The organism is Micromonospora sp. URMC 105, assembly GCF_051386295.1.
Classification (GTDB): domain Bacteria; phylum Actinomycetota; class Actinomycetes; order Mycobacteriales; family Micromonosporaceae; genus Micromonospora.
Window position 1 is genome coordinate 1 of record NZ_JBPQTL010000005.1, and the last position, 24,660, is coordinate 24,660.

At 73.0% G+C, this 24,660-nt stretch carries 24 protein-coding genes; 9 read left to right on the forward strand and 15 right to left on the reverse strand.

Going from position 1 to position 24,660, the window contains the following annotated elements:
* The first annotated feature begins 64 nt into the window (after window positions 1–64).
* Window positions 65–1,093, forward strand: coding sequence for a glycosyltransferase family 2 protein (locus ACSNN7_RS03010; protein ID WP_436678959.1), 1,029 nt, complete (start codon window positions 65–67; stop codon window positions 1,091–1,093).
* A 69-nt stretch (window positions 1,094–1,162) separates the two neighbouring features.
* Here the strand turns inward: ACSNN7_RS03010 and ACSNN7_RS03015 are convergent, their stop codons facing one another.
* Complete coding sequence (locus tag ACSNN7_RS03015; RefSeq protein WP_436678960.1) at window positions 1,163–2,437, reverse strand: ArgE/DapE family deacylase; 1,275 nt, start codon at window positions 2,435–2,437, stop codon at window positions 1,163–1,165.
* A gap of 174 nt (window positions 2,438–2,611) precedes the next feature.
* Between ACSNN7_RS03015 and ACSNN7_RS03020 the strand changes: the two genes are divergently transcribed.
* Window positions 2,612–3,049, forward strand: coding sequence for an Lrp/AsnC family transcriptional regulator (locus ACSNN7_RS03020; RefSeq protein WP_436678961.1), 438 nt, complete (start codon window positions 2,612–2,614; stop codon window positions 3,047–3,049).
* Between the two features lie 94 nt (window positions 3,050–3,143).
* Here the strand turns inward: ACSNN7_RS03020 and prcA are convergent, their stop codons facing one another.
* The 7 genes from prcA to arc all read right to left on the reverse strand — a co-directional run bounded on the left by prcA (window position 3,144) and on the right by arc (window position 11,135).
* Entirely contained in the window at window positions 3,144–3,977 is an 834-nt protein-coding gene (prcA, locus tag ACSNN7_RS03025) for a proteasome subunit alpha (protein WP_436678962.1), read from the reverse strand.
* Window positions 3,978–4,039: 62 nt separating this feature from the next.
* The gene (gene prcB, locus ACSNN7_RS03030; protein WP_334454534.1) at window positions 4,040–4,879 is read right to left on the reverse strand and encodes a proteasome subunit beta; all 840 of its coding nucleotides are present in this window, start codon (window positions 4,877–4,879) and stop codon (window positions 4,040–4,042) included.
* Window positions 4,798–5,061: an endonuclease VII domain-containing protein gene (locus ACSNN7_RS03035; RefSeq protein WP_436679102.1), complete on the reverse strand. Its 264-nt coding sequence runs from the start codon at window positions 5,059–5,061 to the stop codon at window positions 4,798–4,800. The genes prcB and ACSNN7_RS03035 overlap by 82 nt, the downstream gene beginning before the upstream one ends.
* 173 nt (window positions 5,062–5,234) lie before the next feature.
* The gene (locus ACSNN7_RS03040; protein WP_238448154.1) at window positions 5,235–5,450 is read right to left on the reverse strand and encodes a ubiquitin-like protein Pup; all 216 of its coding nucleotides are present in this window, start codon (window positions 5,448–5,450) and stop codon (window positions 5,235–5,237) included.
* A gap of 106 nt (window positions 5,451–5,556) precedes the next feature.
* Window positions 5,557–7,074 carry a depupylase/deamidase Dop gene (gene dop / locus ACSNN7_RS03045; RefSeq protein WP_436678963.1) on the reverse strand — a complete coding sequence of 506 codons (1,518 nt, stop codon included), beginning with the start codon at window positions 7,072–7,074 and terminating at the stop codon, window positions 5,557–5,559.
* 58 nt (window positions 7,075–7,132) lie between these two features.
* Window positions 7,133–9,205, reverse strand: coding sequence for a hypothetical protein (locus ACSNN7_RS03050; protein WP_436678964.1), 2,073 nt, complete (start codon window positions 9,203–9,205; stop codon window positions 7,133–7,135).
* Between the two features lie 148 nt (window positions 9,206–9,353).
* Window positions 9,354–11,135: a proteasome ATPase gene (arc, locus tag ACSNN7_RS03055; RefSeq protein ID WP_334454528.1), complete on the reverse strand. Its 1,782-nt coding sequence runs from the start codon at window positions 11,133–11,135 to the stop codon at window positions 9,354–9,356.
* Window positions 11,136–11,312: 177 nt separating this feature from the next.
* Here arc and ACSNN7_RS03060 point away from each other — a divergent pair, with 177 nt between their 5' ends.
* On the forward strand, window positions 11,313–11,609 hold the full coding sequence (locus ACSNN7_RS03060) for a ferredoxin (RefSeq protein ID WP_436678965.1): 297 nt from the start codon (window positions 11,313–11,315) through the stop codon (window positions 11,607–11,609).
* A gap of 74 nt (window positions 11,610–11,683) precedes the next feature.
* Here ACSNN7_RS03060 and ACSNN7_RS03065 read toward each other — a convergent pair whose 3' ends face one another.
* The 3 genes from ACSNN7_RS03065 to ACSNN7_RS03075 form a co-directional block, all read right to left on the reverse strand.
* Complete coding sequence (locus tag ACSNN7_RS03065) at window positions 11,684–12,256, reverse strand: hypothetical protein (protein WP_436678966.1); 573 nt, start codon at window positions 12,254–12,256, stop codon at window positions 11,684–11,686.
* Between the two features lie 81 nt (window positions 12,257–12,337).
* Window positions 12,338–13,312: a tRNA (adenine-N1)-methyltransferase gene (locus ACSNN7_RS03070; protein WP_436679103.1), complete on the reverse strand. Its 975-nt coding sequence runs from the start codon at window positions 13,310–13,312 to the stop codon at window positions 12,338–12,340.
* A gap of 44 nt (window positions 13,313–13,356) precedes the next feature.
* Window positions 13,357–14,448 (reverse strand): site-2 protease family protein, encoded by a 1,092-nt coding sequence (locus tag ACSNN7_RS03075; protein WP_436679104.1) that lies wholly within the window; start codon window positions 14,446–14,448, stop codon window positions 13,357–13,359.
* 144 nt (window positions 14,449–14,592) lie between these two features.
* Here ACSNN7_RS03075 and ACSNN7_RS03080 point away from each other — a divergent pair, with 144 nt between their 5' ends.
* The 5 genes from ACSNN7_RS03080 (at window position 14,593) to ACSNN7_RS03100 (ending at window position 21,377) form a co-directional block, all read left to right on the forward strand.
* Window positions 14,593–15,507 (forward strand): RecB family exonuclease, encoded by a 915-nt coding sequence (locus ACSNN7_RS03080; RefSeq protein ID WP_334454522.1) that lies wholly within the window; start codon window positions 14,593–14,595, stop codon window positions 15,505–15,507.
* Between the two features lie 250 nt (window positions 15,508–15,757).
* On the forward strand, window positions 15,758–16,948 hold the full coding sequence (locus ACSNN7_RS03085) for a sensor histidine kinase (RefSeq protein WP_436678967.1): 1,191 nt from the start codon (window positions 15,758–15,760) through the stop codon (window positions 16,946–16,948).
* A 76-nt stretch (window positions 16,949–17,024) separates the two neighbouring features.
* Window positions 17,025–17,711 (forward strand): response regulator, encoded by a 687-nt coding sequence (locus ACSNN7_RS03090; RefSeq protein ID WP_436678968.1) that lies wholly within the window; start codon window positions 17,025–17,027, stop codon window positions 17,709–17,711.
* Between the two features lie 349 nt (window positions 17,712–18,060).
* Entirely contained in the window at window positions 18,061–18,828 is a 768-nt protein-coding gene (locus ACSNN7_RS03095; protein WP_334454516.1) for an ABC transporter ATP-binding protein, read from the forward strand.
* Window positions 18,828–21,377, forward strand: a complete 2,550-nt coding sequence (locus ACSNN7_RS03100; protein ID WP_436678969.1) for an ABC transporter permease — start codon at window positions 18,828–18,830, stop codon at window positions 21,375–21,377. The genes ACSNN7_RS03095 and ACSNN7_RS03100 overlap by 1 nt, the downstream gene beginning before the upstream one ends.
* Window positions 21,378–21,436: 59 nt before the next feature.
* On the opposite strand, the gene ACSNN7_RS03105 is transcribed toward ACSNN7_RS03100, so the two are convergent.
* The 4 genes from ACSNN7_RS03105 to ACSNN7_RS03120 all read right to left on the reverse strand — a co-directional run bounded on the left by ACSNN7_RS03105 (window position 21,437) and on the right by ACSNN7_RS03120 (window position 23,808).
* Window positions 21,437–22,084: an HAD family hydrolase gene (locus ACSNN7_RS03105; RefSeq protein ID WP_436678970.1), complete on the reverse strand. Its 648-nt coding sequence runs from the start codon at window positions 22,082–22,084 to the stop codon at window positions 21,437–21,439.
* 124 nt (window positions 22,085–22,208) lie between these two features.
* A complete protein-coding gene (locus ACSNN7_RS03110; protein ID WP_436678971.1) occupies window positions 22,209–22,967 on the reverse strand; it encodes a neutral zinc metallopeptidase in 759 nt (252 codons plus the stop codon).
* 102 nt (window positions 22,968–23,069) lie between these two features.
* Window positions 23,070–23,585, reverse strand: a complete 516-nt coding sequence (locus ACSNN7_RS03115) for a hypothetical protein (protein ID WP_436678972.1) — start codon at window positions 23,583–23,585, stop codon at window positions 23,070–23,072.
* A 19-nt stretch (window positions 23,586–23,604) separates the two neighbouring features.
* Entirely contained in the window at window positions 23,605–23,808 is a 204-nt protein-coding gene (locus tag ACSNN7_RS03120; protein WP_436678973.1) for a hypothetical protein, read from the reverse strand.
* Window positions 23,809–23,846: 38 nt separating this feature from the next.
* Here ACSNN7_RS03120 and ACSNN7_RS03125 point away from each other — a divergent pair, with 38 nt between their 5' ends.
* Complete coding sequence (locus ACSNN7_RS03125) at window positions 23,847–24,653, forward strand: class I SAM-dependent methyltransferase (RefSeq protein WP_436678974.1); 807 nt, start codon at window positions 23,847–23,849, stop codon at window positions 24,651–24,653.
* Window positions 24,654–24,660: the final 7 nt, after the last annotated feature.

The window sequence follows — 24,660 nt, forward strand, 5'->3', positions numbered from 1 at the left end:
GGGGCCCCACTCGGCAACAAGAACGACACGACGCCCTGGCGACCGGAGTATCCGGAGGCATCCGATGACCCGCCCGCAGGTGACCGCGGTGATGCTGGCCTACGGCGCCGAGCCGTACCTGGTCGACGCCGCCCGGGCCGTGCTGGACAGCACCGACGTCGAGATCGAGCTGATCGTGGTCGACAACGGCTGCACCGGCGACGGCATCGACGTCGTCAAGGGCTTCCCCGGCGTCCGGGTGATCCGCCCCGAGGAGAACACCGGCTACTCCGGCGGCTGCCGGGTCGGCGCCGCCGAGGCCACCGGCGAGTGGCTGGCCTTCGTCAACTCCGACGCGATCGTCGCCCCCGACGCCCTCGCCAAGGTCGTCGCCGTGGCCGGCGAACCGGGGGTCGGCGCGGCGATGGCCTCCATCCGGCTCGCCGACAACCCCGAGCTGATCAACACCTCCGGCAACCCGCTGCACTTCACCGGCCTGTCCTGGGCCGGCGGCAACGGCGAGCCGGCCGGCGCGCACGCCGTGCGCACCACCGTGCCGTCGCTCAGCGGCTGCTGCTTCGTGATCAACCGGGCGCTCTGGCGGGGGCTGGACGGCTTCGCCGCCGAGTACTTCGCCTACCACGAGGACACCGAGCTCAGCCTGCGCCTCTGGCAGCGCGGGCTGCGGCTGGAGTACGTCCCGGACGCCGTCGTGCGGCACCACTACGAGTTCTCCCGCAACGCCCTCAAGCTCTACCTGGTCGAGCGCAACCGGCTGGTCACGCTGCTCACCGCGTACGAGACCCGGACGCTGGTGGTGCTCGCCCCGGTCCTGCTGCTCACCGAGGCGGCCATGCTCGCCGCCGCGCTCGCCGGGGGCTGGACGAAGCAGAAGTTCCGTGGCTGGGGCTGGCTCTGGACCAACCGGGCCTGGCTGAAGTCCCGCCGCCGCCAGCTGCAGGACGAGCGGACCGTGCCCGACGGGGTCGTCGCCGAGCTGATGACCGCCCGGGTCGCCCCGTCGAACGTCGACTCGCCTCCCGGCATGGGCATCTTCAACGCCATCGCCGCCGGCTACTGGGCCCTGGCCAAGCCGCTGCTGCGCAAGCGCTGACGCACCTCGGGTGACACGGCCGTCCGGCAGCGCCGGGCGGCCGTCGCCGTCCGGCGAGCATGCCCGCTGCTACCGGACGCCGACCGCGCGCAGCGTCGCGAGCACGAGCACGCGGGTCGCGGCGACGATCTCGCTGACCCGGACCTGCTCGCGGGGTCCGTGCGCGAGGCGTACGTCGCCGGGTCCGAAGTGCAGGGTCGGCACACCGGCCCCGGTGTAGAGCCGGAGGTCGCTGCCGTACGGCGCGCCGCGTTCGCGCAGTCGCGGGCCGCCGACGGCGTCGGCGTGCGCGTCGCGTACCAGCTCCCGCAGCGGGTTGCCGGGTGCCAGGCGGCCGCTGGCGAACTGGCCCCCCGGCCAGGTCACGGTGGGCGGGTGCTCGCGTAGCCACGCGTTGGCGGCGGCGGCCTCTGCGACGCAGGTCTCCAGCTCGGCCCGGGCCTGCGCCGGGTCCTCGTCCAGCCGTACCCCCAACCTGCCCTCGGCCACGAGCAGGTCGGGCACGCTGCTGGCCCAGTCGCCCGACCGGAGCGTGCCCACCGACAGGGCGTACGGGATCGGGTGCTCGCTCATCAGCGGGTCGGGCGCGGTGTTGCGCCGCGTCTCCAGGCGGGCCAGCGCCGCGTGGATCGGCAGGTACGCGTCGATCGCGCTGATCCCCGCGTCCCGGGTGCTGGCGTGGGTCGCCTTGCCGGCCACCTCGATCCGGAAGGTCAACGCGCCGGCGTTGGCGGTGACCAGGTCGCCGCTGGTCGGCTCGGTGATGATGCACGCGTCGCCGGTGTGGCCGCGTCGTAGCGTGCCGAACGCGCCGAGCCCGCCGTCCTCCTCGCTGACGGCGAAGTGGGCGGCGATCCGGCCGCGCAGCCGGGCGCCGCTCGCGCGGATCGCGGCGAGCGCGGCGAGGTTGGCGACCAGCCCCGCCTTCATGTCACAGGCGCCCCGCGCGTGCACCACGTCCCTAGCGACCTGCGGGACGAACGGGTCCCCGCGCCACTGGGCCGGGTCGCCGGGCGGCACGACGTCCACGTGAGCCTGCAGCACCAGAGTCGGCCCGTCGCCTCCGCCGGGCGTGACGGCGGCCAGCCCCCACGCCTCGTCCCGCGGCGCCTCGGTGCCCGGGAACTCGGGATCGGCGCGCAGCGCGGGCAGATCCATCGCCCACAGGTCGACCTCGAGCCCCAGCGCGTCCAGGCGCCGGGCCAGGACGTGCTGCAGCTCGGACTCGGCGGGGCTGCCGGTGACGCTCGGGACGGCGAGCAGTTCCAGCAGCGTACGGGCGATGCCCGCTTCGTCGACCGCGGCCAGGGCGGCGGCCTCGGTGGCAGTGAGCGTGGTGGCCATGGTGCGCCCGCCCCTTCGTGATCAACGGCGATGTGGCGCTGTGAATCTATCCAGGCGCTGCGGTGCAAACAATCGCCAGAACTTGCCGGTACCCTACGGTTCTTTGCATAGATCGTGGGCGGCCGACGATTCTTTGCGCGGAGAGCCGCAACATGACGGAGGGAGTTCGGTGCCGTGGACCGTATCGACGAGGAGGTCATCCGGTGCGTGGTCGCGAACGCCCGCAGCACCTACGCCGAGATCGGCAAGGCGGCCGGGCTGTCCCCCTCGGCGGCCAAACGACGGCTCGACCGCCTGGTCGCCGCGGGCGCCATCCGCGGGTTCACCGCAGTCATCGACCCGCAGGCGCTGGCCTGGCGCACCGAGGCGTACGTCCAGGTCCACTGTGCCGGCAACCCGACCCCCGACGAGCTGCGGCACGAGCTCGAGAAGATCCCCGAAGTGATCGAGGCGTGCACCATCTCCGGCGCGGCCGACGCGATGATCCACCTACAGGCCGAGGACATCGCGCACCTCGAACAGGCCATCCAGCGGATGCGGGCGTCGGCCGTCATCGGGGGCACCGAGAGCGTGATCGTGCTCTCCCGACTCATCAGCCGCCCCCGGACGTGAACGCGACCTCAGCACGCGCTCCGGCGGTTCGTCCCGGGCCGAAGACGGCGCGGGGGCCGGGGAAGATCCCCGGCCCCCGCGACAGCACGAACCGCTACGCCTCCGGCGTCTGCTCCGGGTGACCCTCCAGGTCCGCCGAGCCGGCCGAGGTGGTCGGCTTGTGCGCCTCCTCGGTCGGCACCGTCGGGGTCTTCGCCCGGCCACCGGCGGGCGCGGCGTCGCCCGCCGCGTCGCCGTCGAGCAGCGCGGTCAGCGCCGCCCCGGTGACCCGCCGGAAGGTACGCCCCATCCGGCGCCGGTCCAGGACCGCGACCTCCAGCTGGTTGGCGGCGATCGTCCGGGCCGCCCCGCCCTCACCGCCGACGCTGCTGAGCGCCTGTACGGCCACCCGCACCGCCTCGCTGAGCGACATGTCCGGCCGGTGCTCCGCCTTGAGCACCCCGGTGATCGCCTCGGCCTGACCCCCCATGGCCATCCGGCCCGGCTCGTCGTTGACCGAACCGTCGTAGGTGATCCGGTACAGCTCGTCGTCCTCGGCGGAACTGCCGACCTGCGCGACGCAGATCTCCACCTCGAACGGCTTGGACTGCTCGGTGAAGATGGCGCCCAGGGTCTGCGCGAACGCGTTCGCCAGGGCCCGTCCGGTGACGTCGCGCCGGTCGTAGCTCAGGCCGTTCAGGTCGGCCATCCGCACCCCGGCCCGGCGCAGGTTCTCGAACTCGTTGTAACGACCGACCGCAGCGAAGCCGATCCGGTCGTAGATCTCGCTGACCTTGTGCAGGGCGCTGGAGAGGTTCTCCGCGACGAAGAGCACCCCGCCCTCATAGCTCAGGACCACCGCGCTGCGGCCCCGGGCGACGCCCTTGCGGGCCAGCTCGGAGCGGTCGCGCATGATCTGCTCGGGCGAGGCGTAGAACTGCATGGCCACGGCGGCGGTTCTCCTTCGGGCGCTGTGCTGACGACTGCTGACTGTGAGGTGGGAGCGGGGCCTCAGCCGCCCGGGTTCTCCATCCGCGCGGCCACGACCGCCTCGGCGATCGCCGCCGTCTCGGCGTCGGTGAGCCGGTGGGTGCCCTCGGCCGTCGCCGTCATCACCACCGGGTAGATCCGGCGGGTCAGGTCCGGGCCGCCGGTGGCGGTGTCGTCGTCCGCGGCGTCGTAGAGCGCCTCGACGGCGAGCCGGACCGCGTCGTCGAGGGAGATCCCGGCGCGGAAGCGCTTCTTCAGGGCGGACTTGGCGAAGAGCGAGCCGGAGCCGATGGCGTCGTAGCCGGTCTCCTCGTAGGGGCCGCCGGTGACGTCGAAGCTGAAGATCCGGCCGGCCGTCGCCGGGTCCTTCGCGGCCAGGTCGAAGCCCGCGAAGAGCGGCACGACCGCCAGCCCCTGCATGGCCGCGCCCAGGTTGCCGCGGATCATCGAGGCGAGCCGGTTGGCCTTGCCGTCGAGCGAGAGCATCGCGCCCTCGATCTTCTCGTAGTGCTCCAGCTCCACCTGGAACAGTCGCATCAGCTCGATGCCGATGCCGGCCGTGCCCGCGATGCCGACCAGCGAGTAGGCGTCGGCCGGGTGCACCTTCTCGATGTCGCGCTGGGCGATCAGGTTGCCCATGGTGGCTCGCCGGTCGCCGGCCATCACCACGCCACCGGCGGCCGAGATCGCCACGATGGTCGTCGCGTGCGGCGCCATGTCGGCGGCCATGCCCGGCGGCAGCGGCCGTCGGCCGGGCAGCATCTCGGGGGCCACCCTGCTCAGGAACGAGGTGAAGGAGGACGTCCCCGCGTTGGTGAACACATCTGGTAGACGCCCGGATGGATCAAAGCCCGCTGCCACGTGGTTCCTCTCAGGTACGTGATCGCCCTGGCCAGCCTCGTGGGACTGTCACGGAACTGGCCAAGACCACCGTTGCAGATGAAGCAGAGTATCTTGCGCACCCATCCGGTGCGATGATCGTGGTCCAGGTGTTGCGGGTCGGCGCCGCCGCAGATCGCGCAGACGCCGCCCCGTTCGGCCAGGAGCTCGTCGAACTCCTACTGCCCGAGCCGCAGCGGGGCGTTCGCGCTCGCCTTGCAGTAGAAGGCGAGCCCGCCCACCCGTCGGCGTTCGCGACGGAACTCAGTGAGAGGGAGAGCCAGCTTGCACCGCGGACACGCCCTGCCCGATTCGAGGGGCGAATCGGGCATTATGCTCACTGACCGCCCTTCTGGACGTATCCTCTCACGAATTCCTCTGCGTTCTCCTCCAGGACGGAGTCGATCTCGTCGAGCAGGTCGTCGACGTCCTCGGTGATCTCGGCGTGCCGCTCGGCGACCTCCGGGTTCGCCTCGGTGGTGACGTCCTCGATCTCCTCGCCCTGACGGGCCTTGTCCGACTGCGACTGCCCGCCGCTGTCACGAGTGGCCATGGCTGCCTCCTCCACGATCGTCTGCGATGAACTTACCTCGCCCGAGCGACGAAAAGCCCGTCGCGCGCCGGTCCACGGCACCCGACGGGCGTACGTCGGCGGGCGGTCAGCCGCCGGTGAGCGTCTCCAGCAGGTCCTTGGCGCTCGCGCACCGGTCGAACAGCGCCCCGACGTGCTTGCGGGTGCCCCGCTCCGGCTCCATCATCGGCACCCGGACCAGCGACTCCCGGCCGACGTCGAAGATGACCGAGTCCCAGCTGGCGGCAACCACCTCGGAGGCGTACTGGGCCAGGCAGCGGCCCCGGAAGTAGGCGCGGGTGTCCTCCGGCGGCTGGACCATCGCGGTGCGGGTCTGCTCGTCGTCGAGCAGCGTCTTCATCGACCCGCGCGACACCAGCCGGTGGTAGAGGCCCTTCTCCGGGCGCACGTCGGAGTACTGCAGGTCGACCAGCTGGAGCTTGTGCGAGCCCCAGCCCAGCTTCTCCCGCTCCCGGTAGCCCTCCAGCAGCCGCAGCTTGGCCACCCAGTCCAGCTCGTCGGCGCAGAGGAACGCGTCGCGGCCGAGCCGGTCGAGCACGCTCTCCCACCGGTCCAGCACGTCGGCGGTCTGCTCGTCGACGTCGTCGCCGTACCGGTCGTCGACAAAGGACCGGACCCGCTCCAGGTACGCCCACTGGACGTCCAGGGCGGTCAGCCGCCGGCCGTCGCGCATCCGCATGAGGTGCGTCAGCGACGGGTCGTGGCTGACCGCGCGCAGCTCGCTGACCGGGTCGGCGATGCCCAGGTCGGCGCCGAGCGCCTTCTCCTCGATCATGGTGAGGATCAGCGCGGTGGTGCCGAGCTTGAGGTAGGTGGAGATCTCCGACAGGTTGGCGTCGCCGATGATGACGTGCAGCCGCCGGTACTTGTCGGCGTCGGCGTGCGGCTCGTCCCGGGTGTTGATGATGGGCCGCTTGAGGGTGGTTTCCAGGCCGACCTCGACCTCGAAGAAGTCGGCCCGCTGGGAGATCTGGAAGCCGCTCTGGCCGCCGTCCTGGCCGATGCCGACCCGGCCGGCGCCGCAGACGATCTGCCGGGTGACGAAGAACGGCGTCAGGTACGCCACGATGTCGGCGAAGGGCGTCTGCCGGCGCATGAGGTAGTTCTCGTGCGCGCCGTAGCTGGCGCCCTTGTTGTCGGTGTTGTTCTTGTAGAGGTGGATCGGGTGGGTGCCCGGGATGGTGGCGGCGCGGCGGGCCGCCTCGGCCATCACCCGCTCCCCCGCCTTGTCCCAGCGCACCAGGTCCAGCGGGTTGGTCACCTCAGGCGTGGAGTACTCGGGGTGGGCGTGGTCCACGTAGAGCCGCGCGCCGTTGGTGAGTATCACGTTGGCCAGGCCGAGGTCCTCGTCGGCGAGCGCCTCGGCCGGGTCGTACGCGGCGCCGGAGTAGGTGAAGCCGCGGGCGTCGCGCAGCGGCGACTCCTCCTCGTAGTCCCATCGCGCGCGGCCGCCCCGGTTGAGTTCCGGGCGCGCCCCGTAGGCGTTGACCACCTGGGAGGAGGTGACCATCGGGTTGGCTCCGGCCTGGCCCGGCACGGAGATCCCGTACTCGACCTCGGTGCCCATGATCCGTCTTACGCTCATCGACCTACCCGCTCCGCTCGCCGACCCGGTCCGTGCGTCACGTCGAGCGTAGTCCGCCTCAGCGCGCAGGGGGGCACGCCGGCTCAGCCGGAAGTGGTGTCGCGAGTGGGGCGCCGGGCGTGGGGGCCGCCACGAAGGGGAGCACGTCGCACTCGGGGACGGCGAGGGGGACCCAGCTGATCCGGTGGCGCAGCGACGGGTCCTTCCTGATCAGCCGCTGGACCCGGCGCTCGGCGCGGGGGTCGGCGGTGATGAAGCGGATCGGCCCGGAGACCCGCCGGACGATCTGGTCGGTCCGGTCGGGTTCGAGGAAGTCCAGGTTGTAGACGCCGGCTTCGGTGCGCGCGGTGGTGCCGTGCAGGGCGTCGAAGCAGAGGGTCCCGAGGTAGCCGCGGTAGGGACCGCGGTCGAGGATGATGGTGGTGGTGTCGGGCAGCTCGGGGAAGCGCTGCTGGGCGGCGGCGCAGACCCAGGCCTCTCTGGACGGCAGGTGCAGGTCCTGGTGGACCCAGCGCTGCGTCCAGGTCTTCTCGTTGGCGATGAGCAGGCTGGGGTGCCAGCCGGTGACGCCGCAGAGGGCCACCGTGACGACCATGACGACGACGCCGGTGAGGACACCGGCGGCGGTGGAGCCGACGCCGCGCAGCGACCAGGCGGGCCGGGGTACGGGCAGCAGCCGGATCACGGCGGCGGCGCCGACCACGAGCAGCGCGGTGGCCAGGTGGGTGGACTTGATGAAGTAGTAGCCGGGCTCGACGCCGGCGCTGGTGTTGTACTGCGCGATGCCCAGCGGCAGGGCGACGCCGACCGCCGAGACGAGCAGCCAGCGCCGCCAGGTGGGGTCGGCGCGGCGGACCTGGACAAGCAGGGCCACCCCGACGATGCCGCCCAGCCAGATGAGGGCCCGCCAGGCTTCGGTGCGGGCCTCGACCCCGCCGCCGACGGCCAGCGCCTCGGTCTGCTTGGCCCGCAGCACGCCGAGCAGGGGGGCGAGCAGGGCGAGGGGCGCGGCGACGAGGCCGACGGCGAGGACGGTGAACCAGCGGCGCAGCGCCTCCCGCCAGTGCCCGATCGCCCAGCACAGCACCAGCACGGCGGCGGGCGGGAGGAACAGGTAGTAGGTGAAGCCGATCCCGACGAGCAGCGCGGCGAGCAGGACGACCTGCTCGCGGGTACCGGCGAGCGGGCGGCCGACGAGCGCGGCGAGCAGCACGGTGAGGGCGAGCCCGAGGACCTCGGTGGGGTAGCCGGAGACGAGCAGCCGGGGCAGCTGGGTGCCGAGGATCAGCGCGCCGACGACGACGGTGAGCACGGTGCGGTGCAGCAGGTGGATGGGGCCGGAGATGCGGTGCGCGGCCCAGAGCAGCACCAGCACGAGGAGTCCGAAGCCGGCCATGATCCAGCCGGCGTAGTGGTCGACGGCGGCCGGGCCGCGGGGCGCGGTGCCGGCGGGGGTGAGGAAGCCGTCGAGCATGGCGGCCGCCAGGTGCCAGCCCTGCGGGTAGTAGAGCAGTTGGGAGAGGATCAGGTCCTTGGCGGCGGCGGGGTCGACGAAGGCGTAGCCGCCGAGGCGGCCGAGGACGTCGAAGAGCGCGAGGTGCCGAAGGTTGTCCTCGCCGCGGGCGAGGATGGTCAGCTGGTCCGCGAGGTCGGTGGCGCGCCGCCAGGGCGCGGAGAGGTAGACCAGCAGCGCGGCGGTGCCGGCGACGGGGAACGCGTCGACCACGCCGGGGCGCGGCAGGTGGGGGCGTCGGCCCAGCGCGGCGGCGGTGAGGACGACCACGGTGAGCGCGAGGCCGGTCAACGGCACCGGCCGCATGCCCCAGGGCCAGACGGCGAAGACCAGCCCGCCGGCGGTGGTGGCGCCCAGCAGCAGGGCGAGCGCGAGGACGAGCCGGTCGAGCAGGGTACGGCCGCCACGCAGGATGCTCGCGGTGGCGAGCAGCACCAGCGGGGGCAGCAGCCAGTCGCGGTGCAGGGCGTGCGTGACGACGGGTACGCCCCAGGCCGCCACGAGGGCCGCCAGCACCACCAGCACGCGGCGCCAGGGGCGCCGGGCGGGGGTGCGCGGGTGCGCGTCCTCGACCGCCGTGGTGGCCGGCGGGTCGATGACGGTGAGCTCGGACGACACGAAGCTCCTCGGACGGGTCGACGGCGGTGTCGGCAGTCTACCGACGAGTCCGGCATTCCACCCCCTGGGGACGCATCGCCCGGGTGAACGTGTCGTGACATACGAGGAAGGCCCGCGGCGAGTGCCGCGGGCCTTCGTCGTCGTCCGGTCAGAGGTACTGGCCGGTGTTGCTGGCGGTCTCGATGGACCGGCCGGCCTCGGCGCCCTTGCCGCCGGAGACGAGCGTGCGGATGTAGACGATCCGCTCGCCCTTCTTGCCGGAGATCCGGGCCCAGTCGTCCGGGTTGGTGGTGTTGGGCAGGTCCTCGTTCTCGCGGAACTCGTCGACGCAGGCGTCGAGCAGGTGCTGCAGGCGCAGGCCCTTGCGTCCGGAGGTGAGGAACTCCTTGATGGCCATCTTCTTGCCCCGGTCGACGATGTTCTGGATCATCGCGCCGGAGTTGAAGTCCTTGAAGTAGAGGACTTCCTTGTCGCCGTTGGCGTAGGTCACCTCGAGGAAGCGGTTCTCCTCGGTCTCGGAGTACATCCGCAGCACGACCGCGTCGATCATCGCCGCGACGGTGGCCTGCGGGTCACCGCCGTGCTCGGCGAGGTCGTCCGGGTGCAGGGGCAGCCCGGAGAGGATGTACTTGGAGAAGATGTCCTTGGCCGCCTCGGCGTCCGGACGCTCAATCTTGATCTTCACGTCGAGCCGGCCGGGACGCAGGATGGCCGGGTCGATCATGTCCTCCCGGTTGGAGGCGCCGATCACGATGACGTTCTCCAGCCCCTCCACACCGTCGATCTCGCTGAGCAGCTGCGGGACGATGGTGTTCTCCACGTCGGAGGAGACGCCGGAGCCACGGGTGCGGAAGACCGAGTCCATCTCGTCGAAGAAGACGATGACGGGGGTGCCCTCGCCGGCCTTCTCGCGGGCCCGCTGGAAGATCAGCCGGATGTGCCGCTCGGTCTCGCCGACGTACTTGTTGAGCAGCTCAGGACCCTTGATGTTGAGGAAGAAGCTGGTGTGCTTCTCCTCACCTCGGCGCTCGGCGATCTTCTTGGCCAGCGAGTTGGCCACCGCCTTGGCGATCAGCGTCTTTCCGCAGCCGGGCGGCCCGTAGAGCAGGATGCCCTTCGGCGGCCGGAGCTGGTGCTCGCGGAACAGCTCGGCGTGCAGGAAGGGCAGCTCCACCGCGTCGCGGATCTGCTCGATCTGCGACTGGAGGCCACCGATGTCGCCGTAGTCGACGTCGGGCACCTCCTCCAGGACCAGCTCCTCGACCTCGCTCTTCGGGATCCGCTCGTACGCGTACGCCGAGCGGGGCTCGATCATGAGCGAGTCGCCGGCCCGGATCGCCGAGCCGATCAGGGTCTCCGCGAGGTGCACGATGCGCTCCTCGTCGGAGTGCGAGACCACCAGCGCGCGGTCACCGGCGCTGCCGTCGGGACCTGCCAGGATCTCCTTGAGCATCACCACCTCACCGACCCGCTCGTAACCGAACGCGTCGACGATGTTCAGCGCGTCGTTGAGCAGGACCTCCTGGCCACGCCGCAGCTCTGCGGCGTCCAGCGAGGGCGAGACGGCGACCCGGAGCTTGCGTCCGCCGGTGAAGATGTCCACCGTGCCGTCGTCGTGCCGCGCGAGGAAGACGCCGTAGCCACTCGGTGGCTGTGCGAGGCGGTCGATCTCCTCCTTGAGCGTCACGATCTGCGCGCGAGCCTCCTTGAGGGTGCTCACGAGCCGGTCGTTGTTCTCGGTCAGCCGCGCCAACTGTGCCTGGGTGGCCGCCAGCCGCTCTTCGAGCTGCCGGACGTGTCGGGGGCTTTCGGTCAACTTGCGCCGCACCAGAGCGAGTTCCTCTTGCAGGAACGCGACCTGCGTGGAGAGATCGTGGGCTTCCTTCTCCCACCGTGCGGCGCGCGAGTCCGCGTCGTCGCTGCGTGCCACGTCCCACCTCCCCGGGGGGCTTGAACGTTCTGCCCTAACACTAGCCGCTATGAGGCCGATTCGGTCCTACGCAACGCCCTCGTCACCGAACCTTGATCGCCAAGGGTCGCCTCCGGGGCGGGTACGGCCGTTCAGGTACCGTCGGGGCGTGGGACGGGAGAACATGGGGGGTGCATCGTGGCGGAGGTCGTGACGGACCAGCTTCAGGTCTGGGTGGACCAGGATCTCTGCACGGGCGACGGGCTCTGCGTGCAGTACGCGCCGGAGGTCTTCGAGTTCGACGTCGACGGCCTGGCGTACGTCAAGGGCCCCGACGGCGAGCTGCGGCTGGCCCCGGGCAGCCGGGTCGACGTGCCGGAGCACCTGCGCCTCGAGGTGATCGACTCCGCCAAGGAGTGCCCGGGTGAGTGCATCCACGTCGTACGCGGCAGCGACGGTGTGGCGGTGGCCGGCCCGGACGCCGAGGAGGACTGACCCGCCCAGCGGGCGACGAACGGGGCCGCGGACGACGACGTCGTCCGCGGCCCCGCGCGCGTGCGGCGGCGCCCTCAGAGCACCGGGCGGCCCACCACCGAGGCGACGAGCCGGGCGAACTCCTCCAGCCGGGCGATCTGGCCGGCCCCGCCGTCGTCGAGCGTCTTGCCGAAGCGCAGCGCGTCGTGCCGGGGCGCGCCGACCATCTCGTCGCCCGGCGGCGCCTCGTCCAGCGAGGTCAGCAGCAGGTAGACGTCGATGCTGTCCACCCGGACCTCGCCGCTCTCGGCGCGGGTGAGCCGCCGCCGGCAGCCGACCTCGGTGACGGTGGAGACCGGCACCACCCGCAACGACGAGGTCATCGACCCGGGCGGCCCCTCCCCCGGCGGCACGTCCTCGCCGTGCCAGAGCACCAGCCGGCTGCCGTCGCAGACGACGACCTCCTGCCAGACCCCGTTGACCTCGTTGACGAAGCGTTCGAGGGTGAACCCGAGCACGGACGCGCCGCGCAGCACCCCACCGAGCGCCTCCAGGGCGATGTCCGGGTCCCGCAGGTAGGCCCGCGCCGCCGATTCGAGGTCCTGGTAGGGCGACCAGTCCGGGAACACCGCCGGTAGATCCCCACCGCCGAAGCCCGGCCGACTCATGCCATCTCCCCCAGGTCGCGCCGCCGACCCGCACCGGCCGGCGGAATCCGCCCGCTCACTCCCAGCCGCCCCGCTCCCCCGTCACGACGCGTCCGTCCCGCCCGCCGCGGCGGAGTCCACCTCGGCGGCCCGGGCGGCCGCGGCCTCGCGGGCCGCCGCCGCCTCGCGCAGCGCCTGCTTGCGCTCGGCGTACGCCTCGGCGCCCTTGCTGGGCTTGCGACGCCGCGGCGGGGCAGTGACGCCCGGGGCGAGCTTACGCGCGGAGACCAGGAACGCGGTGTGCGCGATCATCCGGTGGTCCGGGCGGACGGCCAACCCCTCGGCGTGCCAGTCGCGCACCAGCGATTCCCAGGCCCGCGGCTCGGTCCAGCCGCCGCGTTCACGCAGCGCCTCCACCAGCTCGGACAGCTGCGGGGTGGTGGCGACGTAGCCGATGAAGACCCCGCCGGGCAGCAGCGCCCGCTCGACCATGTCGAGGGTCTCCCACGGGGTGAGCATGTCCAGGATGATCCGGTCGAAGCCGGTCTCCGGGCAGTCGGCGACGTCGCCGACGTGCAGCGTCCAGGCCGGGTGCGGGGCGCCGAAGAAGGCCTCGACGTTGCGCCGGGCGATCTGGGCGAAGTCGTCGCGCACCTCGTAGGAGTGCAGCTCGCCGCCGGTGCCGACGGCGCGCAGCAGCGAGCAGCTCAGCGCCCCGGAACCGGCGCCCGCCTCCAGCACCTTCGCACCGGGGAAGATGTCGCCCATCGCGACGATCTGCGCCGAGTCCTTCGGGTAGATCACCTGCGCGCCGCGCGGCATGGACAGCACGTAGTCCGACAGCAGCGGGCGCAGCGCGAGGAACGCGGTGCCACCGCCGGTGGTGGTCACCACACTGCCGTCGGGCAGCCCGATCAGGGTGTCGTGCTCCAGGATGCCGCGGTGCGTGTGGAACGCCTTGCCGGGCTCCAGGACGACCGTGTGCATCCGCCCCTTCGGGTCGGTCAGCTGCACCCGGTCGCCGGGGCGGAACGGCCCCCGGTGCACCGGGGGCAGGTCTGCGACGGCGGCCGGCACCGGTGTGCCGTTCTGGGCCGGGAGAGCGGGGGGATGTGCTGCGGTCACCTGTTCATCTTCCGTGTGGGTTCGAGGACCTGGGCGAGATCCCCGATGTGCAGAACGCCGACCACATCTTCGCCTGCCGTCACCACGTACTGTGCGGCCGGGTGGCTCTGGACCGTCTCCATCACCCGCTCGCCGGACAGTCCGGCCGGCAGCGCGGGCAGCCGGTCCAGCGGGCGGGCCACCGCGTCCACCGCCACCCAGGGCCGGCGCTCCAGGGGTACGCGGTCCGCCGCGGCCGGGTCCACCAGGGCGACCGGCCGGCCGGCGCCGTCGACGACGGTGACCGCCGCCCCGGCCGGCGCCTGCGCGGCGCGCCGGCGCTGCGCCTCGGCCAACGGGGTGCCGGTGGGCACGCCGAAGACCGGCCGGGCCAGCCGGGCCAGGTCGATCAGCGGGACCCGGCGGCCGATCCGGGCGTACCGGATGGACTGGCCGGCGCCGCGCCAGAGGGTGACGGCGACCAGCAGCATCAGCGGCAGGGCCAGCGGCACCAGCAGCCGCTCGACGGTGAGCAGCACCACCAGCACCGCGGTGCCCACGGCGACCACGCGTCCCACCCAGCCGGCGACCTCGGTGGCCCGGTGCCGGTCGTGGGTGACCGCCCAGACCGCGGCGCGCAGCGCCCGGCCGCCGTCCAGCGGCAGCCCGGGCAAGATGTTGAAGAGCGCGACGATCACGTTGCTCAGCGCCAGTTGCAGGGCCAGCTGGTGGGCCAGCGTGCCCGCAGGCAGGGCCGCGGTGACGCCGACGGCGATCGCGCCGAGCACGGCGGAGACCGCCGGCCCGGCCAAGGAGACCAGCAGGTCGATCCGGGGGGTGGGCGCGTCGGTCTCCATCTCGGTGTAGCCGCCGAGCAATTCCAGGGTTATCCCGCGCACACCGATGCCGTACCGGCGGGCGGTCAGCGCGTGGCCGAGCTCGTGCAACAGCACCGAGCCGAGCAGCGAGACGACGAAGCCGAGGCCGATCAGATAGCCGCCGAGCGGGCCGAGGTCGAGCCGGTCGCGGGCGAACTCGGCGTACGCCACGGTGACCAGCAGGGTCAGCAGCAGCATCGAGACGTTGACGTGCAGCGGCACCCCGAACACCCGGCCCACGGTCAGGCCGGTACGCCGGCCGGGCCGGCGTGGCGCGCGGGTGCGGGAGTTCACCGCCCCGATGCTACGCGGTACGGATCATGCTCCGGTGCGGCGATCACCGCCCTGTCACACCGGTGCCCTAACCTTCGGGGCATGACGGCGGAACCGGTGATCGACCAGCAGGCCCCTCCCGCGGCAGCGCTGCCGGCCACCGTCCGGGCGTCGTTGTCGCCGTCACGGGCGGCGGATTTCAAGACCTGCCCGCTGCTCTACCGGTTCCGCAGCATCGACCGGCTGCCCGAGCGCCCGACCGTGGAGCAGGCTCGGGGCACCCTGGTGCACGCGGTGCTGGAGCGGCTGTTCGACCTGCCGGCCGGCGGCCGCACCCCGGACGCGGCCGGCGGCCTGGTCGCCCCGCAGTGGGACCGGCTGGTCACCGAGCAGCCCGAGCTGGCCGGGCTGTTCGACCCGGGCGACGAGGCGGGCACCGCCGAGTTCCTGCGCTCGGCGGCGGCGCTGCTGCAGGGCTACTTCGCGGTGGAGGACCCGCGCCGGCTCGAGCCGGCCGAGCGGGAGAGCCTGATCTCGGCCGTGGTCGACGAGCAGCTGCTCATCCGGGGCTACCTCGACCGCCTCGACGTCGCGCCGGACGGCGCGCTGCGGGTGGTCGACTACAAGACCGGCGGCGCGCCCCGGGAGGCGTTCGAGGCCCGCGCGCTGTTCCAGCTGAAGTTCTACGCGCTGGTGCTGTGGCGCACCCGGGGGGTGGTGCCGCGGGTGCTGCGCCTGCTCTACCTCAAGGACGCGGAGGTCTGCGACTACTCCCCCGACGCCGAGGAGCTGCTGCGCTTCGAGCGGACGGTGGTGGCGCTCTGGCAGGCGATCGAGCAGGCCACCGAGCGGCAGGACTTCCGCCCCCGGCCGAGCCGGCTCTGCGACTGGTGCAGCCACCAGGCGCACTGCCCGACCTTCGGCGGCACCCCGCCGCCGTTCCCGGACCGGTCCGCGGCGGCCGACCCGCTGCGCGACGCCCGCTCCGGCCCGGCCGCCCCCGGCGCCGACGAGTGAGTCACCCCCACCCGCGCCGGTCCGCCCGCCTGACGGCCCCGCAGCGGCACGGCACGGGCGGCCCCGGGTGCGGGTCCGCACCCGGTCCTCGCAGCTCGCCCCCGGACGGCGATCGCGAAAGGTGCACCGGCGGGCGCGTCCCCGGCCGGCGCGCCGCACCGGCTGGCGGAGGCCGTCTCCTCCCTGAGGAGGAGCCCGGGTTCACCGTCCGCGACGACCTGTCGCGCCGGGCGGCGGCTAGCGTTCCGGTATGACCGACGCACCCGCGCGATGGTGGCAGCGCCGACCGCTCGCCGGTGACGCGCTCTTCGCCGCCGCCCTGGTGCTGCTGGAGATCGCCTTCCTCCTGCTCACCCCGCCGGAGTTCTGGCCCGGGCGGATGCCGGCCGCGCTGGCCTGGAGCCTGCTCACGGCCGCCCCGGTGGCGCTGCGCCGGGTCGCCCCGTGGACGGCGGTCGGCCTGGCCGTGGCCACCCTGGCGCTGCCGGTGCTGATGAAACTCGCCCCCGGCACCCAGAGCCTGGCGTTCATGGTGCTGACGTACACGATGGCCGCGCACCGGCCGGCGCGGCAGGCGGCGCTCGCCGCGGTGCTGCTCTGGGTGCCGGTGGCGGCGGCCAACCTCATCGCCCCGCCGGAGGGGGTGCTGGCGGTGAGCCCCGGCTACCTGCTGCTGAACAACCTGCTCATCGCCCTGCTGTCGTACGCGGTGGGGCGCGCGGTGCAGGCGCGTCGCACCTCGGTGCGGGCGCTGCGGGAGCGGGCCCGGGTGGCCGAGGAGAACCAGCGTTCCCTGGCCGAGCAGGCGGTCGCCGACGAGCGCCGCCGCATCGCCCGGGAGCTGCACGACGTGGTCGCCCACCACGTCAGCGTGATGGGGGTGCTCGCCACCGGGGCGCGGCGGGTACTGCGCCGCGACCCGGACGCCGCCGACGAGGCGATCGCCACGATCGAGGACACCAGCCGGGTCACCCTGCGCGAGATGCGCCGCCTGCTGGACGTGCTGCGCACCGACGCGGAGCCGGCGGCGGACCTGACCCCGCAGCCGGGCCTGGCGGGGATCGAGGCGCTGGTGGAGCAGGTGCGGGAGGCGGGCCTGCCGGTGACGCTGCACGTCGAGGGCACGCCCGGGCCGGTCGAGGAGGGCGTGTCGCTGACGGTGTACCGGATCGTGCAGGAGGCGTTGACCAACGCGCTCAAGCACGCCGGCGAGGCCACCGCGCAGGTGCGGCTCACCGTCGCCGCCGGCTACCTGACGGTGGAGGTCACCGACACCGGGCGCGGGCCCGGTCCGGGACCCGACCGGATCGGGCACGGCCTGGTCGGCATGCGGGAGCGGGTCGGCCTCTACGGTGGGACCTTGCGGACCGGTCCGCGCCCGGGTGGCGGTTTCCGGGTCTCGGCGCGGATCCCGATGGAGCCGGTCGGGGCCTCGGCGTGACGCCGGAGCACCCGGGCGCCCGGCACGCGGGCGGCCGGGCCGTCCGGCACGACCAGCGGTACGACAGGGAGAGCTCATGAGCGACGGTACGGCGGCGGCGCGGCCGGTGCGGATCCTGCTCGCCGACGACCAGCCGCTGCTGCGTACCGGCTTCCGGATGGTGCTGGGCACCGAGGAGGACCTGGACATCGTGGCCGAGGCCGGGGACGGCCAGGAGGCGGTGGAGCTGTCCCGGCGGCTGCTGCCGGACGTGGTGCTGATGGACATCCGGATGCCCCGGATGGACGGGGTGGCGGCCACCCGGGCCATCGTCGACGCCCGGCTGCCGGTGCGGGTGCTCATCCTGACCACCTTCGACCTCGACGAGTACGTGGTGGGGGCGTTGCGCGCCGGGGCGAGCGGCTTCCTGGCCAAGGACGTGCCGGCCGAGGACCTGGTCACCGCGATCCGCACCGTCGCCGCCGGGGAGGCGGTGGTCGCGCCGCGCATCCTCAAGCGGCTGCTGGACCGCTTCGCCGACGTGCTGCCCGACCCGGCGGCCACCCCGCCGAAGGCGCTCAACACGCTCACCGAACGGGAGCGGGAGGTGCTGGTGCAGGTCGCGCGGGGGCTGTCCAACGCCGAGATCGCCGCGGCGCTGTCGGTCAGCGAGACCACCATCAAGACCCACGTCGGGCACGTGCTGACCAAGCTGCGGCTGCGCGACCGGGTGCAGGCGGTGGTGCTGGCGTACGAGTCGGGCCTGGTGCGCCCGAAGGCGTGAGGCGGCTACGTCGCGCAGCGTGCGCGGAAAGCCGCCGGCGGGGCGACGGCGCGGTTGTCGTCGTCACCTACCGTCACAAAAGACGGCGCGGCGCGGTTGACCATGACGTGACGTCAGGTCCTAGCGTCGGTTTCGCCGCCGTCCCGGCGGGTGGAAACACGTTCGACCGGCCGTCGGCTCAGGGGCAACCCTGAGCCGGGCTCCGGGCCGACCCGCAGCGGGAAATCCGCACCGGGTCCGCCCCTGGGCGGACGGATCCGGCGGGCACGGCACGGAGGATTGGACCAGCCCCACCGACCAAGCGGGGGCGGCGGGGACACCGCAGATAAAGACGGAAGAGGTAGATGACGTGACCGCGACGGTAGGCCGGCAGGCGCAGGCCGCGGCCAGGGCCAGCGACGTGTGGAAGGTGTACGGCAGCGGCGAGGCGCAGGTCGCCGCGCTGCGGGGGGTGAGCGCCGAGTTCGAGCGCGGCCGGTTCACGGCGATCATGGGTCCCTCGGGTTCCGGCAAGTCGACGCTGATGCACTGCCTGGCCGGGCTGGACTCGGTCACCCGGGGCACGGTGCACATCGGCGACACCACGGTGACCGGGCTCGGCGACGCCGGCCTGACGAAGCTGCGGCGGGACAAGGTCGGTTTCATCTTCCAGCAGTTCAACCTGCTGCCGACGCTGACCGCGCAGGAGAACATCCTGCTGCCGCTCTCCATCGCCGGCCGCAAGCCCGACCCGGCCTGGTACGACACCGTCATCGACACGGTGGGGCTGCGGGACCGGCTGGGGCACCGCCCGGCGCAGCTCTCCGGCGGTCAGCAGCAGCGCGTCGCGTGCGCCCGGGCGCTGGTCGCCCGGCCCGAGGTGATCTTCGCGGACGAGCCGACGGGTAACCTCGACTCCCGCTCCGGCGCGGAGGTGCTCAACTTCCTGCGCAACTCGGTACGCGAGCACGGCCAGACCATCGTGATGGTCACCCACGACCCGACCGCCGCCGCGTACGCCGACCGGGTGATCTTCCTCGCCGACGGCCAGATCGTCTCGGAGCTGATCGAGCCGACCGCCGACACCGTGCTGGACACCATGAAGAAGCTCGACACCCCGGCCGAGGTGGCGCGCTGATGTTCCGCGCGACGTGGAAGAGCCTGCTGGCGCGCAAGGTGCGCCTCATCCTCTCCGGCCTGGCCGTGGTGCTGGGCGTCATGTTCGTCTCCGGCGCGTTCGTGCTCACCGACACGCTGGGCCGCTCCTTCGACGCGGTCTTCGCCGACGCGTACGAGGGTGTCGACGTCAACGTCTCCGCCAAGCCGAAGATCGCCCTCAGCGAGACCGAGGGTGAGCAGGTGGCCGCGGCGATGCCGGCCGCGGCGCTGGAGAAGGTACGCACGGTCGGCGGGGTGGCCGAGGCGACCGGGATCGTCGCCGCCGACGGCGCCCGGCTGATCGGCAGCAACGGCAAGGTGGTCACCTCGTTCGGGCCGCCGCAGCTCGGTGAGAACTGGGTGGGCGAGAACGACCTGGTGAAGCTGCGCGAGGGCCGCGCGCCGCGCGCCGACGACGAGATCGTCGTCAACGGGGCGCTGGCCCAGGCGGCGAAGGTGAAGGTCGGCGACCGGGTGGGCGTGCTGACCCTGGAGCCGAAGAAGGAGTTCACCATCGTGGGCGTCTTCGGTTACAGCGGTGACCGGGACTCCCTGGGCGGGGCCAACGAGGTCGCCTTCACCACCCCGGTGGCGCAGCGACTGATGCTCGGCGAGCCGGACGTCTTCACCAACATCAGCGTGAAGGCCGCCGACGGGGTGAGCGCGGCGGCGCTGCGCGACGACATCGCGGCCGCCGTCGGCGCGGACTACGAGGTCAAGACCGGCGAGCAGCTCTCCGCCGACGCCTCGGCGGGGCTGAAGGAGGGGCTCTCCTTCTTCAACAAGATCCTGCTCGGCTTCGCCGCGGTGGCGCTGCTGGTCGGCACCTTCCTCATCCTCAACACCTTCTCGATCATCGTCGCGCAGCGGACCCGGGAGCTGGCCCTGATGCGGGCCATCGGGGCCAGCGGCCGGCAGATCATCGGCTCGGTGGTGCTGGAGGCCATCGCGGTGGGCCTGATCGCCTCCGTGCTCGGCCTGGCCGCCGGCATCGGGGTGGGCGCGCTGCTGGCGTACCTGTTCGGCAAGCTCGCCGGCGGGCTCGCCCTGGCTGGCATCGGCGTGCCGGCGGCGGCGGTGATCGGTGCGTTCTCGGTGGGTCTGGTGATCACCGTGGTGGCGGCGCTGCTGCCGGCGCTGCGGGCGTCGCGCATCCCGCCCATCGCGGCGATGCAGGACGTGGCCACCCCGGACCGCCCGCTGACCAAGGTGACGGTGGCCGGCGCGATCGTCACCGCGATCGGCGCCGCGCTGCTCTTCCTCGGGCTCAGCGGCAACGCCGGGGACAACACCCTGACCACCATCCTCGGCGGGGTGCTCTTCGCCTTCATCGGGGTGGCGCTGCTGACCCCGCTGATCAGCCGGCCGGTGGTGTCCCTGCTCGGGGCGATCTTCTCCTGGTCGGTGCCGGGCAAGCTGGGCCGGCTGAACTCCGGCCGCAACCCGCGCCGCACCGCGATCACCGCGGCCGCGCTGATGGTCGGCATCGCGCTGGTCACCGGCGTGACGGTGATCCTCGACTCGGCCAAGGGCAGCATCGGCAAGCTGGCCGAGAACCAGATCAAGGCCGAGCTGGTGATCGCCGGTTCGCAGACCGGTCCCCGCCCGCCGAGCTTCGACCGGGCGGTGCTGGACAAGGTGGCGGCCATCCCGGGCGTGCGGCTGGTCGACGGCGAGTACGGCGACATGGCGGTGATCGGCGGCGAGCGCACCTGGGCGGCGGCGTCGAGCGACCCCGCGGCGTTGCAGCAGATCTTCGGGGCGAAGGCCACCGCCGGTGACATCAGCCGGCTCGGGCCGGACCAGATGATGTTCAGCTCCGACACCGCCAAGTCGCGCAACGTGTCGGTCGGCTCCCAGGTGACGGTGCAGCTGTCGCGGGGCGAGCCCCGCACCTACACGGTCAGCGGGATCTACGAGAGCTCGCAGTTCACCAACCCGGTGCTGCTGCCGGCGGCAGCGGCGAAGGACTTCGCCGTCCCGCAGCCGAACATGGCCTTCATCCAGCTCGCCCCCGGCACCCAAGTCGCGGACGTGCAGCCGCAGGTCGAGACGCTGCTCGCCGACAGCCCCGAGGTGTCGGTGGCCGACCGGGCCGCCTTCATCAAGCAGCAGACCAGCCAGCTCGACACCCCGCTGCGGATGATCCAGATCCTGCTGGCGCTGGCCATCGTGATCGCGGTGCTCGGCATCATCAACACCCTGGCCCTGTCGGTGCTGGAGCGGACCCGCGAGCTGGGCCTGCTGCGGGCGATCGGACTGCGCCGGGCGCAGACCATGCGGATGATCACCGTCGAGGCGGTGGTGATCTCGATCTTCGGCGCGCTGCTCGGCGTGGTGGTCGGCACCGGCCTCGGCGCCGCGGTGGTCGAGGCGCTCAAGGACGAGGGCATCACCGACCTGGTCCTGCCCTGGGGCCAGATGGGGCTCTTCCTCGGGCTGGCCGCGATCATCGGGGTGATCGCCGCGGTGCTGCCCGCGGTGCGCGCCGCGCGGATCAACGTGCTGGGCGCCATCGCCCACGACTGATCCGCGGCACGTCACGACGAAGGGGCCCCGCCGACCGGCGGGGCCCCTTCGCACGTAGGTCAGGCCGGTGGCTCGCCGAGCAGCGCCGCCAGCAGCTCCAGGTCCGCCGCGGTCAGGCTCTCCACCTGGTGTACGCCCTCGATCGGCGCGATCGGCACCTCCACCGGCACCGCCAGCACCGCCGCCCCGGCGGCGAGCGCACTGGCCACCCCGGTCGCGGAGTCCTCGATCGCCACGCACCGGCCGATCGGCACGCCCAGCAGCTTGGCGGCGGTCAGGTACGGCTCCGGGTGCGGCTTGGCGAGGTCCACCTCGTCGCCGCAGACCACCGCGTCGAAGCTGTCCCGCCCGAGGGTGTCCAGCGCCACCTCGACCAGCGGACGCCCGCTGGAGGTGACCAGCGCGGTGGGGATGCCGGCGGCGCGTACCGCCCGCAGCAGGGCCATCGCCCCGGGCCGCCAGCGCAGCCCGGTACGGAACAGCTCCAGGATGCGCGCGTTGATCCAGTCGATGCTGACCTGCGGGTCGCGCTCCGGCTGGCCGAGGTCGTCGTGCACGATCCGCATCGACTCGGCCATGCTGGTGCCGATCACCGCGCGGCGCGCGGCGTCGGAGAGGGTGCCGCCGTACTCGGCTGCCAGCTCGCGCAGCGCGACGTCCCACAGCTTCTCGCTGTCGACCAGGGTGCCGTCCATGTCGAAGAGCACGGCGGCGGGGTGTGGGCTGCTCAGCGGAGGCCTCCTCGGGCGGGAACGGGGTCGGGGCGATCCTCTCAGCCCGGCCTGGACCGCTCCGGGCCGTCCCCGCCGAAGGTGACCTGGGCGATCCCGTTCAGCCGAGGTCGCAGGCGGTTAGGGAGTTCTCGTAGCCCCGGAAGAACGAGTCGGTGCGCTGTTCGGCGGTGCCGTGCGAGCCCTCCGCGAACCACGGCTGGTCGGGGTCGTCGCCGACGGCGAGCAGCCCCTCGCGGAACTCGTCGAGGTCACCGTCGTCAAGCTTCAGGACGCCTGAACGGACCGAGTCACCCAGGTACGCCCCGGCCATGCAGTCGGCCTGCAACTCCTGCTGGATGGTGAAGCTGGAGCGGATGCCGAGGCGGGCCTGGATGCCGTGGGCGTACTCATGGCCGAGCAGGTAGAACACGAACGCGTCGCCGACCTGCCGGAACGCGGCCACCGACCAGTTGACGTCGTAGGCGATGAAGTCACCGCGGGAGCAGTAGACGGCGTTGTTGCGCGGCAGCGCCTGACCGCCGCAGGCCACCTCCCCCTCCCGCTGGTAGGGGACGATCCGCCGGATCGGGCGGAACTGCTGACCGGAGGCCTTGAACTGGGCCGCCCAGTAGCGCTCGGCGACGTCCACGGCCTCGCCGATGTCGGTCTTGAACTCCTCGACACTGGTGGTGCCGTCGGCCCGGGTGGTCTGCGCACCCGGCGAGGCGGCCTGCCGGGACTGCTGCGGCGCGGGTTCCCATGGCTGCTGCGGCCCGCTCTCCGACACCCCGCCGACGGCGCACCCGGCCGCCACCACCAGCGCCACCACCGCCGCCGTGAGCGAGCCACGCGACTGCCGTACCGAGCGTGCCGTCACAGGTGCCTCCCAGGCGTCGCGGCCGATGCGGTCGCTGTACCCCGACCGTGGATTGATCATGCCGGGCGGCGCTCGCCTGGACCATGGGCGGACGGCCGGTGCTCAACTGTCCCGGAGGTCGAACAGCGCCACCGCCCGGTCGGGGTCCAGGTGAAGCTGGAGGTGCCGGGTGCCCCCGTAACCCTCGTCGTAGCGCACGCTGTGCCGCCACCGCACGCCCGCCGGCACGTACGGCGACAACCCGGGCCAGACCGCCGGCTGGATGGCCGCCGGCTCCCAGGGGTACGCGGCGGCCAGCGCCCGCGCGTCGGCCGGGCGTAGCCGCACCACCCCCTGGTACCTCCAGTCCGTCGGCCCCGGGACTCGGGAGCACGGGTTCGCCGGGGTGTCGACCTGCCAGTGCACGTCGAGGAACTCGCCGAGGCCGGGCACCTGCTCGGCGGGAAACCCGCGCTCGGTGCGAATCTTGGCCCTGTCCTCGGCCAACTGGTAGGGACAGGCCAAATCGGCGGCGAGCGCCCCGCCAGCCAGCCAGGCGACGCCGCCGCAGGCAGCCAGCAGCACCAGGATCGGAACGGCGGCCAGCAGCCACGGCACCCGACGGGTCCACCTCGTCACCGGCGAAGGATAACGATCATCAGGACTGGCGCTCGGCCCGACCGTGTATGTCGGCCTGCGAGACGTGCCGGACCTGCTCGTAGCGCTGCTGCCGCACCACCGCCGCCTGCCGGGCGACCGGGTCCTCCGCGGAGGCCGTGCGCTCCCGGTCCCGCCAGGCGACCCACCCGACTGCCGCCGCCACCACCGCGCCGAACGCCCCGAGTATCACCCACACTTCCATGGATCCACGGTAGACCCGGGACGCTAGGCTGCCCGCCCATGACGGGGACCAGTTTCGACGATCACGAACGGGAACGCTGGGCCGGACGCGCGGCAGCGTACGAGCGCACTTTCGCCCGGCTCTGTGCGTACCCGGCAGCGGTGCTGCTGGACGCGGCGGGTGCCGGGGCCGGCATGCGGGTGCTCGACGTGGGCACCGGGACCGGCACGGTCGCGGCGCTCGCGGCAGGGCGCGGCGCGACGGTGGTCGCGGTGGACGCCGAGCCGTCGATGCTGGCCGCCGCCCGTCGGTCCGTACCCGGCGCCGCGCTGGTCCGCGCCGCCCTGCCGCACCTGCCGCTGCCCACCGGCGCAGTGGATGCCGCCGTGGCCAACTTCGTGCTCAACCACGTCGGCGACCCGGCCGCCGCGGTGGCCGGGCTGCGCCGCACGGTACGCCCCGGCGGCCGGATCGCCGTCACCGTCTGGCCCTCGCCGCAGCCGCCCCTGCAACGGCTCTGGGGTGAGGTGTTCGCCGACGTGGACGGTGGTGAGCTGCCGAGGGTGGCGGCGGAGCGCGACTTCCCGCGCACCGAGGAGGGGCTGACGGGCCTGCTCGCCGGGGCAGGGCTCGACGACGTGCGGTGCCGGACGCTGACCTGGACGCACCGGGCCGACCCGGACGAGTGGTGGAGCGGCCCGGCCAGCGGCCTCGGCATCCCGGGGCTGCTGCTGCAGCGGCAGCCGCAGGCGACCCGTGAGGCACTGCGCCGCCGCTACCTGCAACTGTCCGCCCGCTACCGGGACGCCGACGGGCTGCTCGCCCTGCCCACCGCCGCGCTGCTCGCCTCGGGTGTGGTGCCCTGACCTGCGC